This is a genomic window from Sulfobacillus harzensis (genome assembly GCF_012933365.1).
In the GTDB taxonomy this organism is placed as follows: Bacteria; Bacillota; Sulfobacillia; order Sulfobacillales; family Sulfobacillaceae; genus Sulfobacillus_B; species Sulfobacillus_B harzensis.
Map to the genome: position 1 here is coordinate 1 of NZ_JABBVZ010000069.1, position 19,394 is coordinate 19,394.

General features: G+C 59.2%; 16 protein-coding genes and 3 tRNA genes. 6 read left to right on the plus strand and 13 right to left on the minus strand.

Annotated features, from left to right (window positions below):
• Both HIJ39_RS16020 and HIJ39_RS16025 read left to right on the plus strand, forming a co-directional pair.
• A partial coding sequence (locus HIJ39_RS16020) for a class I adenylate-forming enzyme family protein (RefSeq protein ID WP_207711729.1) occupies window positions 1-1,681 on the plus strand: 1,681 nt, incomplete at its 5' end.
• Window positions 1,682-1,719: 38 nt separating this feature from the next.
• Window positions 1,720-3,150: an MFS transporter gene (locus tag HIJ39_RS16025; protein WP_169101463.1), complete on the plus strand. Its 1,431-nt coding sequence runs from the start codon at window positions 1,720-1,722 to the stop codon at window positions 3,148-3,150.
• A gap of 120 nt (window positions 3,151-3,270) precedes the next feature.
• Here HIJ39_RS16025 and HIJ39_RS16030 read toward each other — a convergent pair.
• The 13 genes from HIJ39_RS16030 to hemA form a co-directional block, all read right to left on the minus strand.
• Window positions 3,271-3,347, minus strand: a tRNA-Asp gene (locus HIJ39_RS16030).
• Between the two features lie 8 nt (window positions 3,348-3,355).
• Window positions 3,356-3,431 (minus strand) — tRNA-Phe (locus HIJ39_RS16035).
• Between the two features lie 45 nt (window positions 3,432-3,476).
• Window positions 3,477-3,551: transfer RNA gene (locus HIJ39_RS16040), tRNA-Val, on the minus strand.
• Between the two features lie 153 nt (window positions 3,552-3,704).
• A complete protein-coding gene (locus HIJ39_RS16045) occupies window positions 3,705-4,727 on the minus strand; it encodes a WD40 repeat domain-containing protein (protein ID WP_169101465.1) in 1,023 nt (340 codons plus the stop codon).
• Between the two features lie 106 nt (window positions 4,728-4,833).
• Entirely contained in the window at window positions 4,834-5,811 is a 978-nt protein-coding gene (locus HIJ39_RS16050; protein ID WP_169101467.1) for an electron transfer flavoprotein subunit alpha/FixB family protein, read from the minus strand.
• Between the two features lie 12 nt (window positions 5,812-5,823).
• Window positions 5,824-6,591: an electron transfer flavoprotein subunit beta/FixA family protein gene (locus tag HIJ39_RS16055; protein WP_169101468.1), complete on the minus strand. Its 768-nt coding sequence runs from the start codon at window positions 6,589-6,591 to the stop codon at window positions 5,824-5,826.
• A complete protein-coding gene (gene selA, locus HIJ39_RS16060; RefSeq protein WP_169101469.1) occupies window positions 6,545-7,987 on the minus strand; it encodes an L-seryl-tRNA(Sec) selenium transferase in 1,443 nt (480 codons plus the stop codon). Before selA ends, HIJ39_RS16055 begins: the two co-directional genes overlap by 47 nt.
• 17 nt (window positions 7,988-8,004) lie before the next feature.
• Window positions 8,005-8,166, minus strand: coding sequence for a hypothetical protein (locus HIJ39_RS16065; protein WP_169101470.1), 162 nt, complete (start codon window positions 8,164-8,166; stop codon window positions 8,005-8,007).
• A gap of 52 nt (window positions 8,167-8,218) precedes the next feature.
• A complete protein-coding gene (gene hemB, locus HIJ39_RS16070; protein WP_420824578.1) occupies window positions 8,219-9,193 on the minus strand; it encodes a porphobilinogen synthase in 975 nt (324 codons plus the stop codon).
• The gene (locus HIJ39_RS16075; protein WP_169101472.1) at window positions 9,180-10,433 is read right to left on the minus strand and encodes a uroporphyrinogen-III synthase; all 1,254 of its coding nucleotides are present in this window, start codon (window positions 10,431-10,433) and stop codon (window positions 9,180-9,182) included. The genes hemB and HIJ39_RS16075 overlap by 14 nt, the downstream gene beginning before the upstream one ends.
• Window positions 10,433-11,344 carry a hydroxymethylbilane synthase gene (gene hemC, locus HIJ39_RS16080; protein WP_169101473.1) on the minus strand — a complete coding sequence of 304 codons (912 nt, stop codon included), beginning with the start codon at window positions 11,342-11,344 and terminating at the stop codon, window positions 10,433-10,435. The genes HIJ39_RS16075 and hemC overlap by 1 nt, the downstream gene beginning before the upstream one ends.
• A gap of 24 nt (window positions 11,345-11,368) precedes the next feature.
• A complete protein-coding gene (locus tag HIJ39_RS16085; protein ID WP_169101482.1) occupies window positions 11,369-12,172 on the minus strand; it encodes a cytochrome c biogenesis protein CcsA in 804 nt (267 codons plus the stop codon).
• A 27-nt stretch (window positions 12,173-12,199) separates the two neighbouring features.
• Window positions 12,200-13,483 (minus strand): glutamyl-tRNA reductase, encoded by a 1,284-nt coding sequence (hemA, locus tag HIJ39_RS16090; RefSeq protein WP_338055206.1) that lies wholly within the window; start codon window positions 13,481-13,483, stop codon window positions 12,200-12,202.
• Between the two features lie 182 nt (window positions 13,484-13,665).
• Here hemA and HIJ39_RS16095 point away from each other — a divergent pair, with 182 nt between their 5' ends.
• From HIJ39_RS16095 to HIJ39_RS16110, 4 genes are all read left to right on the plus strand, one after another.
• Window positions 13,666-15,993 carry a xanthine dehydrogenase family protein molybdopterin-binding subunit gene (locus HIJ39_RS16095; RefSeq protein WP_169101484.1) on the plus strand — a complete coding sequence of 776 codons (2,328 nt, stop codon included), beginning with the start codon at window positions 13,666-13,668 and terminating at the stop codon, window positions 15,991-15,993.
• A complete protein-coding gene (locus HIJ39_RS16100) occupies window positions 15,990-16,835 on the plus strand; it encodes an FAD binding domain-containing protein (RefSeq protein ID WP_169101486.1) in 846 nt (281 codons plus the stop codon). The genes HIJ39_RS16095 and HIJ39_RS16100 overlap by 4 nt, the downstream gene beginning before the upstream one ends.
• Window positions 16,832-17,311, plus strand: coding sequence for a (2Fe-2S)-binding protein (locus HIJ39_RS16105; protein ID WP_169101488.1), 480 nt, complete (start codon window positions 16,832-16,834; stop codon window positions 17,309-17,311). The genes HIJ39_RS16100 and HIJ39_RS16105 overlap by 4 nt, the downstream gene beginning before the upstream one ends.
• A gap of 74 nt (window positions 17,312-17,385) precedes the next feature.
• Window positions 17,386-19,239: an FUSC family protein gene (locus HIJ39_RS16110; RefSeq protein WP_169101489.1), complete on the plus strand. Its 1,854-nt coding sequence runs from the start codon at window positions 17,386-17,388 to the stop codon at window positions 19,237-19,239.
• The last annotated feature ends 155 nt before the right edge of the window (window positions 19,240-19,394 follow it).

Consider the following 19,394-nt stretch of genomic DNA (forward strand, 5'->3'; position numbering starts at 1 on the left):
ATGGCCGCCCACCCCAGCGAATTTTGACACCCGTCCGCGGAGCCGTCCGGGTCAATTTTTGAAAAAGCTCCTAGTGTCATCACGCCCAGATGATCAGTTGCCATTTGCTGGTGTTAGAAAATGCCGAGGGAGGGCAGGCGGAAAGTTCCGTCTGGTGCATTACTTAGACTTTATGAAAACTCTCCTAGCGCTCCAGTTGACATCCGTCCCACCCGATCGCATCGCGGCCATTGTGGGCCAACACACCTATACCTACCGAGACCTGGTCGAGGCCATGCACGATCGGAGCCAAGAGTACCGACGGGCCGGAATCCGGTCGGGGAACGTTGTCGGTCTGCAAAGCCCCAACACCTGGGATTTTTTGTCCGCTCATGCTGCCTTGGCCGCACTCGGCGCCGTCACGGCGACCCTACACCAGCCGCTGACGGAAGGCGAATGCCACGCATTGATGGCCTTTGTCGGGGCTCGCCATTGGATCCGTCACAGCCAGGTGACATCGGTGGGAGACAGTCTAGAAACGGCTGACCGCCCAGAAGGCGAATCCCTAGAGAGCGCGGAATGGCCGCTGGCGATCTTTTTCACCTCCGGTACCCAATCGCTCATGCCCAAGCCCTGCCTGCACAGCCACCAAACCTTATTAGGCAACGCGCGCGCCGTGGCGCAGGACGCGGGCATGGATGCCCAAGATCGATTCATCTCGGCCAGCCCTTTTACTCACTTATTCGGAATCCTGTCCTGCCACTTAGCTTGGGTGCTGGGCGCCGCGCAAATACTGATTGAGCATTTTCGCCCCCAAGACTTTCTTGACCAGGCGGTTCGGCATGAAGCCACCGTCGCGTTCATGGTGCCCACGCACCTTCGTGACCTGCTCGGATATCTCCAGGAGCATCCCCAGGCATCCAAGGGGCTGAAACTCCGTGAAGTCCGGGTCGCAGGCGCTGCTGTCTCCCCAGATTTGGCAGCCCGCACCGACCAGCATCTCGGCGCCCGGCTCGTCAACCACTGGGGGATGTCAGAGATTGGCGGAGGCACTTACACCCATTGGCAAGACGCGGTTCAGGTGGCATCTAACAGCATTGGCCGCCATGGCACCGGCGTCGCCATTATGCTGCTTGATGCGGATGGGCAGGTGATTGTAGCGCCTGGCCAGCCAGCTGAGATGCTCTTTCGCGGCCCTTCGCTTTTTTACGGTTACTACAACAACCCATCAGCCACCTCCGATGCCCTGTATCAGGACGCCAAAGGTCAATGGTGGCTTAAAACCGGCGACCTGGCTTCGTGGGACGATGACGGCCGCCTCCAGTATCGGGGGCGTCTGAAAGACATCATCAACCGCGGCGGCATGAAAGTCGACGCGCTGGAAATTGAGCATGCGGTGATGACCATACCGGGCGTCCACCAAGCCGCATTAGTCGCCGTTCCGGACGCCCGCTTGGGAGAGCGGGCCACCCTGGTCGTGGAGTTGGAGCCAGGGGCGACCCTGACGTTGGAACACATCAAAGAACATCTAAGGCAACTCGACATCGCAAAATTCAAATGGCCTGAACGATTGGAAGTGTGGGATCGGCTTCCCACCACCCCAACCGGGAAGCTGGCCAAGGCCCGCATCCGTGAAGCGCTGCAACCGACCGTGAAAGACACCGCGGGCCCAGATCGAATCGCCCGCCCGAACGGGCGATAGGTAGTGGAAAGTCACTTTGTGTCTTGGGAGGTTACGTCATGAGCGCTAAGGCGGCGGTCGATTCTCCAGCCCACATCATTGCGCGGCTGGATCGGCTTTCCGTATGGTCGTTTCCCTATTTGTTCATTGTGGTTATTGGAGCGGGGTTTCTGTTCACGTTTTATGACATCTTCAATATCAATGTGTCCTTCATTCAAACCTGCACCGCGATTGTCCACGGATGCAGTCCCGCCACCGCCTCCAAGTTTCTTGGTTTACCGGTGTTGCTCAACTTGGGCGGATACGTAGTCGGCACGCTGGTCTTAAGCCCGCTGGCCGACAAATTTGGCCGGCGGGACATGCTGCTGGTAACCATGATTATCACGGGGTTGGGCTCGTTGTGGAACGCGTTGGCCGGACATTATGCCATGTTCACGCTGGCGCGCGCGGTGACCGGGATTGGGATTGGTGCCGACCTAGCTATCGTCAACACCTACATCAACGAAGTGGCTCCGGCTGGCAGCCGAGCCCGATACACATCCCTGATTTTTATCATGTCAGCCTTTGGCGCCTTCTTCGGCATTTGGCTTGGCCTATTTTTAACCACCCCCGCGACCCCATTCCCTCTGGGACTGCCGTTCGCCATCGCCGGTGCGCACTTCGTCAACGGATGGCGGTGGATGTACATCATCGGTGCGGTACTTGCGGTCGTCGGACTGCTGCTGCGCTACCGCATGCCAGAATCTCCGCGCTGGCTCATTTCTCGCGGGCGGGTGGACGAGGCCGACCAAATCGTGACCGCCATGGAACGGCGCGCCGCAAGCAAGCAGTCGTTGTCCCCCGTGCAGACGGTGACACCGATCACCCAAGAGGAGCCGAAAATTCCGTATAGCACAGTCTTTGGCAACGTGGTCTACCGCAACCGCACTCTCATTTTGGTGGCCATGTGGTTCATCAGCTACGTCACGGTGTACTGCTACGCGTCAGGCTTTACGTCGCTTCTGTCGTCCCTCCACTATCCCCCGCCTGAAGCGGGACTTATCGCTGCATTTGGTACGTTCGGGTTCATCCTTTGCGCTATCGTCGCCTATCTCTTCGGCGAGATGATGGAACGCAAGTACTGGATCATCTTGTCCGCGGTGCTCACGCTGCTCGGGGGCGTCATCGTGGCCGAAGCTGGCACCCTCTTGTGGTTAAGTATGGTTGGTTCGGGCATCGCCTTCTTCGGGTTTAACCTCTGGGTGCCCATCTCCTATGCCTGGTCCACCGAGCATTATCCCACCCGCGCCCGAGCCACGGGGTTCGCTTTAGTTGACGGGGTAGGTCACCTGGGCGGCGGCCTCGGTGTGCTGCTGGTGGTGCCATTTGTCGCTGGGCTGCCGGTCCTCCCGGCATTCCTGGTCATCGGAGGGTTTCTCGTCCTCGGGGCCCTGATTGCCCAATTCGGTGTTCGCACCCGCGGACTGCCACTGGATCAAATATCACCATAATCTGAGCGGGGCTTCCTCTAGCCCCGCTTATTTTTTTGGCACCGTAGGGCAATCGTGTCCAAAGAAACGCTGGGAGCATCACGCAAAAACAAAAATCTCCCACGTGTTAGGGAGATAAAATGGCGGTCCCGAGGGGATTCGAACCCCTGATCTCCGCGCTGACAACGCGGCGGCTTAGGCCTCTAACCGACGGGACCGTATTGTATGGTGCCGCAGGGCGGAATCGAACCGCCGACACGAGGATTTTCAGTCCTCTGCTCTACCGACTGAGCTACCGCGGCATGCACTTCAGCGGAATCACTCGATTCCCACTCATAGGCGATAAATGGTGGGCGAAACAGGGTTCGAACCTGTGACCCCCTGCTTGTAAGGCAGGTGCTCTACCGCTGAGCTATCCGCCCGGGAAACTTGCGAAGCCTAGTTTACCCGCTTTGTGGTGAGCTGTCAACTACTGTTGCGCCCGAGTCACGAGGACAATCATACCATGCCGGAGCCAAAAAGAAAAGACGTCGACTGAAATCCGACGCCGTTTTCTCCTCCCAGGACAGCTAAAATTACCCTTGCACCCACCATGCATAAGTGCCGTGATGCGGACCAGACGGAACCGTCACCAAAATCCAGTGACTCCCCAGGAATCCCACCAGATGATACTCGGCATCTTTCGCAAATGGCAACGAAATCTCCAAATGCTGCTTTGACCCATAAATCAACAGGTGCCATCCGCCGGAAACCGACTGCGAAAGTGTGGCAGCCGTATGCCCATCGGCCGAAAATGCCACCCGTCCCACCCATTTTAAATCAGGCCGCGGATAGCGTGAGGCCGTCCCGTTTTGCCAAAAAATGACGTTATTGGCCGTCTCGCCAAGAATATCGGCATGATTTTTCGCCAAAGCTAGGGGAGACAACGGGGGAAGCGATACCACACCTCGACCTTGATACAGGACCTTGCCGTTTTTTAAGCCGACCAGCAGCCGGTCGTCCTGAGAAAATCCCAGGGCGGCGATGCCGATTCCGGGGGAAGGCAGTGCCATGGGCGTTAAATTACCATCGCGATCCCAAATATAGGCGCCAAATCCCTGTGGCCCTTGGCCAGCAACGCCCAATGCCTGGCTATCAGGCGCCCACACCGCTGACTGAATGGACCCCATCTTGGATGATATGGGCCGCATGCCATCTTCACCATTCATCGACAAATAACCAATCCTGGTGGACCCATCAATCCATAAGACCGATTGCCCATCGGGTGCAGGATAGACCGGCGCCCCCACTCCGACCAAAGGAAGAGACGAAGGGCCTACCGCCAGCTTCCACACCCCGGCGCCCGATGGTTCCGGCACATCCACCCAACTCAAACGATCTTTCGTGGCGGTAATATGCGCTTGATTGGCCGACAGATGAAAGGCGTCGGTGGGCGTCACGAGATAATAGCGGCCCTGCCGTTCCACCAATCCGCCCGCCTGGCGGCTGACCTCGATCCAACTAGATCCCTGCACTTGGTGTGACAAGGGAACGCGTGCAAAATAAATTTGAATGGCCGCAAACACAAACAAGAGCAGGAGTGACACCGGGCGTTTCACAGATGAACCCTCCCCGAGTTGGTCTCACCCTACCCTATGTCCATCATGTCCAAATATGCTGAAACAAAAAGGGACGGTCTCGCGGCCGTCCCCGAATGATGCGCCGTTACGCGTCCTGCTTGATCCGCCGCACCTCGTTAGCCAAGGCTGGCACCACCTTGAACAGGTCACCCACAATCCCGTAGTTGGCCGCCTTAAATATCGGCGCATCGGGATCATTGTTAATGGCCACAATGTATTTGGATCCGGAAATGCCCGCCAAATGTTGAATGGCTCCCGAAATGCCCACGGCAAAGTAAACGGTGGGGCTGACCACCTTGCCGGTCTGTCCGATGTGATAGGAATGGGGCACCCAGCCCTCATCGGCCACCGGCCGTGAGGAGCCCAGCGCCGCTCCCACAGCCTCGGCCAGGTCTTCCAACACCTTAAAGTTCTCCGGCGCCTTAATCCCGCGACCGCCGGAGACAATGATGTCGGCCTCCGTTAGCTCCATTTGGCCGCCTTGGCTTTGAATGACCTCGGAGACCACGGCTTGGAAGCTTGACGCATCCAACCCAGGGTCAACGGTGAGAACATCGGCCGCGCGGCCGCTCTCCTCTACCGCCTGAATATTAGGGCGCAGCGAGAAAATTTGCCGGGGCGAATCAATCGCTACCCGCGCGTACGCCTTGCCCGCGTATATCGGACGAATGGCGCCGAGACGGCCATCCTCACGACGATGCACTTCCGTGCAATCACTGGCCAGTCCTGCGCCCAAAAGTCCCGCCACGCGCGGCGCCAAGTCCTTGCCCCAGGCGTTGGCGGGGAAAAATAACGCTTCCGGATCCACGGCTTCCACGGCCTGGGCCACGGCTTGAGCAAATCCGTCCGAGGAATAGCGGTGATAGGTGGGTGAGGACAATAAGATCACACGGTCCGCCCCATAGCGGCCAACCGCTTCCCGCACCTGGTCCGCGCCCTCGCCGAAGGTTAACGCGGTGATGGAGCCGGGAGCCAGCTTTTGCGCCAGCGACAGCATTTCATAGGCAACCCGGCGTACCCGACCGCCTTCTTGATTGAAAACAACTAAAATACCTGATGCCATGGGGACGCCTCCTTAAATGACCTTAGCCTCTTCGTGCAGAAGCCGTGCCAATTCCTTCGCCGTTTCCTCCGGCTCGCCGGTCAAAATCTTTGCCGCTGGCCGTTCTGGCGGCAGCGTCAACGCTTCAATGCGTACCACCGGCGTGGTGTCAATCCCCAGGGAATCCAGAGCAATCGGCTTGAGTTCCTTCTTTTTCGCCTTCATGATGTTTGGCAAAGTCGGGTAGCGCGGTTCGTTCAAGCCGCGCTGGGCCGTTATCACCGCCGGCATGGGGAGTTCGACAATTTCAGAGGCTCCCTCCAACTCGCGCTCCGCCCGAATGGTCTTCGCCTCGGGGTCAACCTCCAGCTTGATGACCACAGTTACCTGCGGCAAGCCAAGTTCCACCGCCACCAATGGCCCAACCTGCGCCTGGTCGTCATCCACAGCCTGCTTGCCGGTTACCACCAAGTCAAAGCCCTCATCTCGGGCCACTTGCGCCAAGGCTTTGGCTGCCGCTAAGCTGTCCAAAGCGGCGTCCGTGGTGATGTGCACGGCCCGATCCGCTCCCATGGCCAGAGCTTGCCGCAGGGCCTCTTCAACCCGCGACGGGCCCAAAGACACGGCGACCACTTCTCCACCAAATTTTTCCCGTAGCCTCAGACATTCTTCAATAGCGAATTCGTCATAGGGATTAATCACCCATTTGATGCCGTCTGTTTGGATGGCCACATCCCCCGGATTTAAGCGGATTTTAGTGGCCGTGTCCGGCACCTGCTTGATCATAACCAGTATCTTCATGATGCCCCTCCCCCGATCCTTGATGTCCTCGCTGAATCGCTTCGACCAAGGCATTCAACAACGGCCGCTCCTGTTCTGGGAACACGGTGCGCAGGTCAATAACCAGCTTTCCGCCTTTGACGCGTACCACCACCGGCACCGTTCCCCGGCGGAGCGCCTCTTCCACAGCCGTCAACCGATCAGTCGGTAGAGCGACGGTCAAAACCCAGCTTGGCACCCGCGTGCCAGGCATGGAACCTCCTCCAATTTCCGACCAATCGGGTTCGATGTCAAGCACCAATCCCGGTGCCTGCACCCCCAACGCGTCCCGCAAGGCCTCGGCCCGCACCTTGATGCCCTCCGCCGGCATACGAATCATTTGCCAGAGCGGCAGTTGCTCGCCGCGCCCTTCACGATATTGGCGCAGTACCAGCTCCAATACGGCCAAGGTCATTTTGTCAACCCGCACAGCGCGGGCCAACGGATGCTTCTTCATGCGCTCAACGATGTCCCGCCGCCCCACCACCAAGCCGGCCTGCGGACCACCCAAGAGTTTGTCCCCGGAAAATGTGGTGACATCGACCCCGGCTTCCACCACCTGCTGCACGGTCGGTTCCTCCCAGCCATCCAAGCGGATAGGCAGCAACACGCCGCTGCCGAGATCCTCCATCACGGGAAGCTGGTGGGAGTGGGCCAGAGCGGTTAATGTCGCCCGATCGACGCTGTCCACAAAACCGATTTGCCGGAAGTTGGACTGATGCACTTTCAGCAGCAGCGCGGTCTCTTCATTGATAGCTCGGGCGTAATCATAATCGTGGGTCTTGTTGGTGGCTCCGACTTCCACCAGCCGGGCTCCTGAAAGCGCCATCACGTCGGGAATGCGAAATGATCCGCCAATCTCCACCAACTCGCCGCGCGAAACCACCACCTCCTTGCCCGCTGCCAAGGTGGAGAGCGCCAACAGCACGGCGGCGGCGTTGTTATTCACCACCATGGCCGCTTCGGCCCCCACCAACTCCGCCAACAGGCCAGCAACATGCTCATGGCGGGATCCCCGCACCCCTTGCTCCAGGCGATATTCCAAGGTGGAATACTGGGTCGCGATGGCGCCCAAATGGGCCATCATCTCCATTGGGAGTGGCGCCCGTCCCAAATTGGTGTGGATCATCACCCCTGTGGCATTAATCACCGACCGCAAATGAGGCCGCGCCAAGTCCCGAGCTCGTGCCCGAACCCGCCCCATAATCTCATCAAGGTCAGGAACCGGGTGTCCTTGGCGCACCCCTTGACGAATCTCCGCCAACACTTGCCGGGCCCCGGTATGCACCCAGGTTGAAGCCACCCCGGGAATATCCCCTATCCCCCGGATGACCGTCTGTACGGCCGGGATTTGCCGCAACCGCCCATCATCTGACAATCAGCGTCGCCTCCACCTTAGTGATGCTCGAGGTGCTCTTCTTCCTCCTCGATGACCCCGAGACTGGAATCTACAATGATATGGCGGTCGTGGTCGAACACATCATCAGCATTCATGTCATAGAGATAAATCGCATAGTTGAACGGCTTTTTTGTCTCATGAACCTCAGGTTCACGCATCGTTCTCGCCTCCTTGGAATATCTCTAGCCTGACCGCCAGCTCATTCCTCTATCATGCCTTAAGCCAGCGACTCACCTCTGGAGCCCAATAAGTGATAATCATGTCGGCGCCGGCCCGCCGGATGGCGGTGAGCGACTCCATAATCACTCGTTCTCGCTCAATCCAGCCATTCTGTGCCGCTGCCTCTATCATCGCAAATTCTCCGGAAACCTGGTAGGCAGCAATGGGCACGGACACCTCCGCCCGAATGTCCGCTAGCACGTCCAAGTACGGCAAAGCCGGCTTGGCGATAATCATATCCGCCCCTTCTTGAAGGTCCAGCCGCACCTCGCGGAGCGCTTCCCGGCGATTGGCGGGATCCATTTGATAGGTTCGGCGGTCGCCGAACTGAGGAGTGTTTTCCGCCGCCTCGCGAAACGGGCCATAAAAACCGGAAGCGTACTTGGCCGCGTAGGACATGATGGGGATATGATGAAAGCCCGCTTGGTCCAGAGCACGGCGAATGGCCGACACGCGCCCATCCATCATGTCGGAGGGCGCCACGACGTCGGCCCCCGCCCGTGCCTGCTCAACGGCCGCCTGCGCCAACAAATCCAATGTGCCGTCATTATCGACCACACCGTTCGACGCAATGATTCCGCAATGGCCATGGTCGGTATATTCACAGAGACAGAGATCCGCAATCAACACGGCCTCGGGAAGCTTCTCTTTCAGAAGTCTCAGGGTCTCTTGAACGATACCATTCGGATCATAGGCTCCCGACCCACGGGAATCCTTGCTCTCCGGAATCCCGAACAGTAAAAAAACCCGCACGCCGCCCTCGTACACCGACGTTAAGTGCTTCACTAATAAGTCCGGGGACCATTGAAAAATGCCCGGCATAGCACTTATCGGGCTTTGAACCGCCGAGCCCGGGCGCACAAACACGGGGTAGATCAACGCGTCTGATGATAAGCGCGTTTCTTGCACCAGTCGGCGCAAATTCTCGGTTCGCCTCAGCCGGCGCGGTCGTTCAATGGGAAACATGATTGTCATTCTCCTTCACAAAATAGGATTTGACGCATTCGGCCAAAAGGCGCAAAGACGGTTCAGACGCCTCCGCCTTGGCCTCGAGTCCATAGTGCATCAGGGTACGGCTAGTCAATGGGCCAATCGAAAAGCTAGCCACGCGGGCCAAATGGCGCCGGTCCTCGGCTTTCAACTGATCAATCAGATATTCGACCTGGGACGAGGCAGTAAACAGGATTCCGTCCAAGGAGCCGCCCTTCAACGCCTGATAGAAGGCCACCTCCAGAGGGGCGGGTTGATTTTCATAAATCAGCAGCTCTTCGACCAGGGCCCCGCGTCCTCGAAGATAGTCCCCGAGAAAGGTGCGATTCTTTTGGCCGCCCGGAAAGAGCACAACGCTGCCGCGCACCGGAACGGCGCTGAACGCCTGGGCCAATCCCTCTTGGCTATATTCACTCTCCGGCATGAGTTCCGGCACAAGCCCGCGCTCTCGGACCCGCACAGCCGTTTCCGGCCCGACTACGGCGATCTTGGCTCGCAACTGACGCACATCCTGTCCCGTGCTGCGCATGCGCTCAAACCAACGTTCCACTGCTTCGCCGCTGGTGAAAATGACCCAGTCAAAACGCTCCACGCGTTCAATCACCCGATCGCACGACTCCCAAGACGGGGGATCCACCAGCCGAGACACGGGACACAGGATAACCTCAGCGCCCCACTCCTCCAACCAGCGAACCATGCGCCGACTCTTAGCCCCGGAACGCAATACCGCCAGCTTTCGGCCCGCCAGCGGCTTTTTCTGGCGCCAGGCGATGCGCGCATTTGCCAGCATGCCGCTCCAGCGATGATTGCGCCAGACGAGTAGTTCGCGACCGCTGCCGTCCGTTAGGGCGGCTCCCTGGGCGGGAATCATCCAGCCCTCTTCATCCAGCATCGAAATGGCCTCCGGGATGCCGGACACTACCGATACGTGTTGCCACTCAGTGGGATCGAGCTTTTCTAGAAAGTGCTTGACCGCCGGACATAGGGAGGGGGTTCCCGGCACTAGCCAGGCCGCTTGAATACCGTCGAGCCGGAATTCCTCTGCAAGATCCTCCTCCGATCGCACCCGTCGCAGCCAATCGGCGTGGCCATCAAGAGCTGACAGAGCTCCCGAACCGACGTAAATGATTTCCGCCCGGTCCAGCGCCGTCTCAGCGGCCTGGGTCAACAGTTCCGGGTTCCCTGGCCCTCCGCCGACAATGGTCAACACCTGCATCACCCTTCCTGGGTTTGAATGAGAGCCAGCGCTCCCTGCTCCCGCAGTTTTCGGCCCACCGCCCGTCCCACGGATTCCGCCTCCCGAGATGAACTTTCCACGGTCTCCCGCAAGAGTACTCCGCCATCGACCGAGGCAACATGGGCCGTCAAGCGCAACCGGTCCACATCGACCCACTCAGCGAACGCTCCCAAGGGAACCTGGCAGCCCCCGCCCAACTCGTCCAACACGGCGCGTTCCATGATGGCGATGCGCTCCGAGCGCACGTCATTGATGGCGGCTAACAATTCCCTCAAATCGGTCCGGTGATGAGCCGCCTCAATAGCCAAGATGCCCTGACCGGGAGAGGGCACCATCACCAGGGGATCAAGATATTGGGTAATCTGATTCTCCCATCCCATGCGGATGACACCTGCGGCCGCCAAAACCAGCCCATCGACCTGCCCTTGATGCCACTTGGCTGCTCGGGTCTGCAAATTGCCACGGATGGGTTTCACCTCAATCTCCGGCCAGAAGTGGCGTAAAAAGGCGGCCCGGCGAAGCGACGAGGTGCCCGCCGCCATCCCTGGGCGCCATTCTGACAAGGGCATGCCCGCCAACACCACGTCCCGGCGATCCTCGGGCAAAACGTAGGCGCCAATCTCAAGGCCCGGCGCTAATTGGGTAGGCAAATCCTTTAAGGAGTGCACCGCCAAGTCGATGGTATCATTTAAGAGGGCCCGCTCCAGCTCCTCAGTAAAGAGCCCCTTGCCTCCCACCTGATGAAGCGCCCGATCCAGCACCCGGTCACCCTTGGTTTCCATGGTGACCAATTCTACGCGGTGCCCCAGTGCTTCAATCAACTGGGCCGCCGCCTGAGTTTGAGCTACCGCCAGTTGACTGGAACGGGTGCCAATTTTGTAATCTGCCAATGCCTGTCCCCCAATCTAGAGCGGTCAAAACCCGGCATGGTGCGGTCCAGGGAACAAAAGGCTCACGCCAAAAACGTTTCCCAACACCACGAGAAATGCCACCATCGAACTCACAGCCAAACGGTGGCCGCGCCAGTGCAATCCGATGCGAGCCACCAACAAAAAGCCGTACACGACCCAGGTTGCCAGCGCCCAGACTTCCGTGGCCAGGCCCATCACCAGCCCCGTATGGCTGGTAAAAGCCCATAGCGCCCCCGATATCAGCGTCAGGGTAAATAGCAGCCAACCCGCTACCAGGAACCGTCCCAACCATACATCCATGTCCTCCAGCGGAGGCAGTTGATAATAGAACAACCGCACCCGCTTCGACTGCAGTTCCCGCTCTTTTTCTATGTACATAATACCGAAAACACAAGCCAGCAAAAAGGCAGCGTCGCTGAGCGCGGCAGACACAATGTGGACCACCAGCCATCCTGAGGCGGCCCGGGGATGTGATGGCGCCAACACCAATTGGCTGGCCAGCCATACGAGCGCCGTGACGGGGAACAAAAAGGCTCCGACCGGGCGTAGGCGGAAACGCTGCGAAAACAGGAGGTAGAGGCCCACAGCTAGCCAAATGAAAAAGGCGACCCAAGTTTCCATGGTGGTGGCGGGAAAGGCGCGGGTGCGGATGGCAATCCACACCAACCACAGGCTCTCGGCTCCAAACCCGATCCACCCTGCCGCCATCGCCCGCCGCGTCTGCTTAAGATTGTACAGTTGGGCCACAAATAAAACTGCCGCGCTCACATATCCCAGTGAAATGAGCGCGACCAGCAACACTCCCACAACGTCCTCCCGGTTCCGATCCCGCGGTTAGACCATACGGCCGTCGATGCGCGTTTCCTCCGGCAGTCGGAACAATTCCCGCACCGCATCCAGATAGGAACGCTTGGCTTCGTCGCCACCCCAACTGCGCATGGACACCATGGCATCATTGAGAAACTTGTTCATGATGAGGCGAGTCGTTTCGGCCACCACCGCCTGTTCATCAGGGCTGAGATTGGGAAGCCGATTCAATGCCTTGGCCAACTCCTCCTGGCGAATGGCTTCCGCTTTTTCCCGGAGTGACCGGATCACTGGCGCCACTTGGCTGGCCCCCAGTTCCGCTTCCAGTTGCGCCGTCTCCTGGGTGATGATTTTCTCCACCTTCCGCACCTCCCGTTGCCGTTTGGCCAGGTTAGCGTCCACCACCCGGGTCACATCGTCAATGTCGTAGAGAAAGATTGACCGTGAGACCTCTTGAATGGCGGGATCGATATCCCGCGGCACCGCCATATCGAAAAAGAAGCGAAACTTATGGGCTTGTCCTTTAACAAGCCGCTGAATCATCTCCCGGGTAATGATGGTGCCCGGCGCACTGGTGCATGAGACCACGATGTCCGCCATTTCCAACGCCGGGAAAAGTTCGTCCCACGACACCGGGCTTCCGCCCACCTCTTGGGCCAATGCGGCTGCCCGGGAGGAGGTGCGATTGGCGATAAATAGCCGCCCGGCTCCTTGCGCCCCGAGGTGACGCGCCACCAAACCACCCGTTTCTCCCGCCCCAATGACCAATACCGTGCGATCATCGATGCGGCCAAAGACCTTTTTCGACAATTCAACCACCGCATAGCCCAGAGACAAGGCGTTCTTGCCAATGTCAGTCTCACTGTGGGCCCGCTTCCCAGCGCGAAACGCATAATGAAACAACCGGTGCAAACGCCCCACCGCGCCCTGTTCCTGAGCCACGTGATAGGCATCTTTCACTTGGCCAAGAATCTGCGTCTCGCCTAATACCATGGAGTCAATCCCTGACGCCACCCGCATTAAATGCTGAGCCGCCTCGCCATCCTGCTTCCAGAAAGCAGCCTCGGCAAATTCACCGCGCGGCACCCCGGCCTGTTCCTCCCACCAGGCAAACAAATCCACCAACGCCACCGGCCCCGCTGCGTAGATTTCGGTCCGGTTGCAGGTGGACAACACAACCAGACCCTCTTGTCCGCTCAGGTTCGACGCTTGGCGATAGACATCGGGCAAACGTTCCGGCGCAATGGCGGCGCGCTCACGCACGGCCAGCGGCGCATCCCGGTGGTTAATGCCCACAACCTGAATCTTCACGTTCCTTGCACCTTCAATCTTCCAGCATAAAGCGACACCCGGTGCCGACTCTCTACCAGTATGATACCATGCCGCCTTCAGCTATGCGCGACTCAACAGATTTTGACAGACGACCAGCCCTGAAAGGAATATCGCGACCGGAGGAAAGACAGGCTAACCGTATCCAACATCAGGAGGTACCCATGAGCATTATTGGCACAAGAGTTCCACGCAAAGAAGCGCCCAACAAAGTCACGGGGCGCGCACGCTATACCAATGACATTAATATTCCCGGCACGTTAAGCGCCGTCATTGTTCCCGCCCGGCGGGCGCATGGAGAAATTCTCAGCATTGATACCACCGAGGCGAAAAAAGTTCCCGGAGTCAAGACGGTCATCACCGGCGATGACCTGTCAGTGTTGACTGGCGATGTTACCCAGGACCGTCCACCTCTAGCCAAAGATAAAGTGCGCTATTGGGGCGAGCCCGTGGCCCTGGTGGTGGCTCGTGACGAAAGCGCCGCCCGGCGGGCGGCGGCGCTGGTCAAAGTGCGCATTAAGCCTTTGCCGGCGGTCAACAGTATCCAGGAGGCACTCGCCCCCGGAGCCCCGCTCGTTCATGAAAAAAATGGGGACTACACGGTCGCCACCCCACCGGTTTACCCCAAGAAGAAGAGCAACGTGGCCGACCACGCCAACGTCAAGAAGGGCGACATCGACCAAGGAATGAAAAAAAGCGACGTGAAGGTCACGGTGCATGTCTCCCTGCCTCAAATTGACCACGCCGCTATGGAGCCACGGGTTGCCAAGGCCGAGATTCTGGCCGACGGCCGCGTGCTGATTCACGCCAGCACCCAAGCTCCCTTTGAGGTGCAAAAGCTGGTGGCGCAGTACTTTCACTTGAATCCCGGCCAGGTCATTGTGACCGCTCCGTTGGTGGGCGGTGCTTTCGGCGGAAAAGCCGCCATCCAACTAGAAATTTTGGCTTACATCGCCTCGAAGGCGGTTGGCGGACAGATGGTCAAAATCGTCAACACCCGTGAGGAAGACCTAACCATGTCGCCATTGGGTTTGGGGCTGGAGGCCGACATTACGCTGGGCGCCAGCAAAGACGGCCACATTCAGGCCGCCAACATGTCGTTTTATATGGATATTGGCGCATACACTGACTCCGCGCCTCGCATTGCCCGCGCCATCGCCGCCCAATGCACCGGGCCGTACCATATCGCCAACGTGCACACCGACGTGTTCTGCGTATACACCAACCACACCTATACCACCGCCTTTCGCGGATTCGGACATATGCCCATGACCTTTGCGGTCGAGCGGGCCATGGATGAGCTGGCGCGGGCACTCAACATGGACTCCTTGGATTTGCGCCTCAAAAACGCCATCCACATTGACGACATCACGCCGACCAAGGCTCGGTTGACCCGGAGTAATCTTGGCGACCTCCCGGCCTGTCTCAAGGAAATGCGCCGCCTGATCGGCTGGCAGGGTGGGCGAGTGGAAGCCGTCGGCCCGCACCGCGTGCGCACCCAGGGGGTCGCCGCCTTCTGGAAGACGTCATCCAGCCCCCCCAATGCCGTGTCGGGCGCCATCATCACCATGAACTCGGATGGCAGCGTCAACCTCTCCACCGGCGCGGTGGAATTTGGGCCCGGCACAAAGACGACCGCGGCCATGATTCTCGCTGAGAAGCTGCGCATCCCGTTGGACCGGGTTTTTGTTCATGAAGACGTCAACACCAGCGTCGACCCTGAGCACTGGAAGACCGTCGCCAGCCTGTCCACTTACATGGTGGGGCGTGCCGTGCTGGATGCAGCCAACGATCTCCTGCGCCAGCTCATCAGTTTGGCGGCGGTGGTATTACGGTGCGCCCCGGATGATCTCGACTATGGGGATGAAAAAGTGTTTGTGCGCGACGATCCCAGTATCAACATCAAATTTTCGGACTTGGCTTTGGGCTACAAGTATGCTGAAGGCGATTCCATCGGGGGACAACTCATGGGTCGCGGGAGGTTCATGATTCGCCACTTAAATCTCCTCGACCAGGAAACGGGCCACGGCAAGCCGGGTCCCGCCTGGACCGTCGGTGTGCAGGCGGTCGAGGTGGAATATGACCAGGAAACCCACCAATATCGCATATTGAAGGCTGCCACCGTGTTGGACGCCGGCCGGGTCATCAATCCCCAGGTGGCGACGGGCCAGGTCATGGGCGGCATGAATATGGGCATTGGGGTAGCGAGTCGAGAAGGGGTGCATTATGGGCCTGACGGCGAGTTTCTTAACCCCCAGTTCCGGTCCTATAAGGTCATGCGGATGGGCGAGCAGCCGCAGCAATATTTGGTCGAGTTTGTGGAAACGCCGCAGATGGATTCCCCCTACGGCGCGCGGCCGCTCGGTGAGCACGCCGTACTGGCCATCGGCGCGGCACTGGCCAACGCGCTGTCTCGCGCGGCTGACACGCCTCTCAACACGCTCCCCATCACCCCTGAGATGATTTGGAAAGAAAGGAGGGCTCGTTCATGATTATTCATCCCTTTGCCTACTTTCGCCCTGACACCATTGAGGAGGCTCTGGGCATTTACGACCAAGTCATGCGGGAGGGAAAGCAGCCAGTCTATTATGGCGGCGGCAGCGAGATCTTGACGCGCTCACGGCTGAACGACGGCCGCTTCGATGCCGTCATCGACCTGAAGCATATTCCCGAAACGCGTGTGCACGGCCAAGACCGGGGCAAGCTGCGCTTCGGGGCTGGGCTTCGTTTGACCGAGCTGGCGGATCGCGATCTCTGGCCATTTATGACTGCTACGGCGGATCGTATCGCCGATCATACCACCCGCGGGCATATTACCTTGGGCGGCAATCTCATGAGTACGCTGCCCTACAAGGAGGCCCTTCTGCCGCTTCTCTTGGCCGACAGCAGCACGGCCATCATTGCCACCAAGGGCGGGGTGGAAAATCGCACCTTGAAGGATTTGTACGATCACCAGATCAACCTTAAACCGGGAGAATTTCTGGTTTCCGTTACGGTAGACGGCAACGAAGCCAAAGCCATGGCCTTTCGAAGCTACAAGATGACACGTCAGGATTGGATTGACTACCCGTTGGTGACCATTGCCGTTGCCAAGCGCGATGACGGATCCATTCGCGCCGCCTTCTCCGGCTGGGCCAGCTATCCCTTCACCTCCAGCCGGGTCAACCAGATTCTCTCCGAGACGGGCAAGGCCCCGCAGGATCGGGCCGCTCGCGCCACCCGCAGCATGCCGCAGGCGGCCCTCGACGACATCCGCGGGTCCCGCGAATATCGGGAGTTTGTCACCGAGTACACCTTGACCAACATTTTGAAGGAATTGGAGGATGCCCAATGAAATCCCTCACCAAACCTGAAGAAGTATCCCTCACCGTCAATGGGGAGCCCCGGGATGTGGTGATTTATCCCGGTGAGACGCTGTTGTACACGCTGCGCGGCGATGCGCTGGGACTCACCGGAGCCAAGCCGGGGTGTGAAAATGGGGATTGCGGCGCCTGCACCGTGCTGGTAGATGGCGTTCCCACGAAAAGCTGCCTGGTCCTCACGGCCGAAGTGGAAGACCGTGACATCCTCACCGTGGAAGGATTGCAAGAGGCCCCTATTCAGCGCGCCTTCATCGATCATCAAGCCTTTCAATGCGGGTATTGCACGTCGGGTTTTCTCATGGTGGGGCACGCCCTGAGCCAAGATGTGGCCAACGCCAGTCCGGAACGAACGGTCGAGTGGCTCCGCTCCAACATCTGCCGCTGCACCAGCTACCAGGAAATTTATGACGCGGTGTCCGAGGTCGCTCATCGGGATACCCTCTCCTAAGATGGAAAAAAGCCCCGTGGTGACGGCGCGCCTCTTGGGGAAGGCTGACACTAAAACCGAAGGGAGGGCCATCCATGGATTCACCCCGCGTTCAGGTCCTCGCCCTAAAGAACACCCCCACGCCGTGGCGACGATTATGGGGAACGGGACTCACCACGTCCTTGGGCTTGGTAATCGGTCTGCTGCTCGGCCACTTAGAATGGGGAATTTGGGCGTTCATGGGCGGATTCACCTCACTCTACGTGCAAAAACAGCCCTATCGCACGCGGGCGATAACGCTCGCTTTAGTAGGGATGGGCTTGGCTGCCTCCATGGCGCTGGGCGCATTGTCTGCCGTATGGTGGGAAATGGCGTTGGCACTGGGATTTGTCAGCGCCGCGTCCACCTATCTCACCGGATCCTTTGACGTACCCCTGCCGGCCGGCTTCATGTTTGTGCTGGTAGCCTGTATCAGCGCCGCGCTCCCCCTGCATCCCCCGGGCATCGTGGGCGTCCGTGTGTTATGCGTGCTCGGCGGGGCCTCCCTGGCCTGGCTTGTCGGCATGAGCGATTGGCTATGGGACCGACGGGGTCCCACCTCAGCTCCGGTGAAAGGCGCCTTCACGGCGCTCTCCCACTATGTTGCGGCCATCGGCGGAGGCAAAGCCAAAGCACGCGAGTTCCATGCTGCGCAGGCGGTTGCTCTGGCCCACCGGGTGGCTTTGAGCAGCAATGATCGCCGTATTCGAGCGATGGCCGTGCAAGCGGAAAAAATCTTTCGGGCTGCCGTGGCTTTGTCCTCGGATATTCAGCGGCCATTGGATCCCAAATGGGCTCACGTGTTGGCGATCGTCGCGGCACACATCACCAAACCACTCGATTCCCGGCCCGGGCTCCCCTTGTTCCCGGATCGCCATTGCCACACGGTGGGCCGCTTCATAGAGACCGTGGAGGAAACCCTTCGGGTGGCCCAATCCGAAGAGGTCCCCCAAACCCGACCCGCTCTCTACCGCCCCACGGTAAAAGAGCGCTTGGCCCGTGGATTAGACCAAGACTCCATGATTCTGCCGGCGGTGTTGCGAATCGGCATCGCCACCGCCACCGCCGTGGCGCTGGCGCGGCTGCTGGGTATTACCCACCCATTTTGGACACCGTTGACGGCGGCCGCAGTGCTTCAAGGGGTGTCGACAGTGGTGATTACCCAGCGCACCATTCAGCGCGCCATCGGGACGACGCTGGGTCTGGCCCTGACCGCTCTGTTGCTGTTGTTGCACCCCATACCGATTCTGACCGCCGTCCTGGTGGTGGTTTTGCAATTGAGCATGCTATTCTTTATCGCCAAGAACTACGGCATATCCGTCATTTTTATTACCACCATGGCCCTGGTCATTATCTATGCCGGCACCCACACGGCGGTGGCCCCCATGATTTTCGCCCGCTTCATTGACACTCTGATTGGAGGCGCGTGGGGACTTTTGGCTGCCTTTCTGCTTTGGGGCCAAGCCTCGTCGGCGCGGCTGCCTGTGGCTATGGCCCGCTCGTTACGGCGGGCAGGTCACTTGTTTCAAGCGGTCCTCAAAGGGAGTTCCCCGAAACAGATAATCCGTCTGCGCACGGCTTGCCTGGATTCGCTGTTGGCTCTCCGCCACCTCTATGTCACCTCGTTGGGCGAGCTTCCTCATCCGCCAGCCAATACCCCCGCCCTCTTTTCGGTGGAGCGTCTGGGATATCTGGTGATGGCTGTCTGTGATGCCCCCCGTGCCTTAGACGCGTTGTTGGCGGACGACGTGGGCCCGGTGTTTAACCAGTTGGCCGACCGGGTCGAAGACCGTAGTGACGCCGAGGTACGGATACCCGCTTTACCACGTTTTCCGGCCATTGAGGATCAGCTGTGGGAGACAGCAGAGGCGCTAGACGCGCTCCCCGAGCGCCGGGAGAAAAGCTCCTAGCAGCTTGTGTGCGTAGTCGGTCCGTGATGCCGTCGCTCCGCATGTAGAGTAGCCCGTTAACTCGACCCTCAGACCGGACGCGGTGTCCCACTGGGGCGAGCGGACTTGTGGCCCCCGGCATTCCGTAGGATTTTGGCCAGGTTGGCAACCGCACA

What these genes read in the sequence shown, in the direction of transcription:
- HIJ39_RS16050 (WP_169101467.1), bottom strand. Translation starts at nt 5,811, where the DNA reads ATGGCATCAGGTATTTTAGTTGTTTTCAATCAAGAAGGCGGTCGGGTA.
- HIJ39_RS16095 (WP_169101484.1), top strand. Translation starts at nt 13,666, where the DNA reads ATGAGCATTATTGGCACAAGAGTTCCACGCAAAGAAGCGCCCAACAAA.
- HIJ39_RS16075 (WP_169101472.1), bottom strand. Translation starts at nt 10,433, where the DNA reads ATGCAGGTGTTGACCATTGTCGGCGGAGGGCCAGGGAACCCGGAACTG.
- HIJ39_RS16025 (WP_169101463.1), top strand. Translation starts at nt 1,720, where the DNA reads ATGAGCGCTAAGGCGGCGGTCGATTCTCCAGCCCACATCATTGCGCGG.
- HIJ39_RS16105 (WP_169101488.1), top strand. Translation starts at nt 16,832, where the DNA reads ATGAAATCCCTCACCAAACCTGAAGAAGTATCCCTCACCGTCAATGGG.
- HIJ39_RS16065 (WP_169101470.1), bottom strand. Translation starts at nt 8,166, where the DNA reads ATGCGTGAACCTGAGGTTCATGAGACAAAAAAGCCGTTCAACTATGCG.
- hemB (WP_420824578.1), bottom strand. Translation starts at nt 9,193, where the DNA reads ATGTTTCCCATTGAACGACCGCGCCGGCTGAGGCGAACCGAGAATTTG.
- HIJ39_RS16055 (WP_169101468.1), bottom strand. Translation starts at nt 6,591, where the DNA reads ATGAAGATACTGGTTATGATCAAGCAGGTGCCGGACACGGCCACTAAA.
- HIJ39_RS16110 (WP_169101489.1), top strand. Translation starts at nt 17,386, where the DNA reads ATGGATTCACCCCGCGTTCAGGTCCTCGCCCTAAAGAACACCCCCACG.
- HIJ39_RS16100 (WP_169101486.1), top strand. Translation starts at nt 15,990, where the DNA reads ATGATTATTCATCCCTTTGCCTACTTTCGCCCTGACACCATTGAGGAG.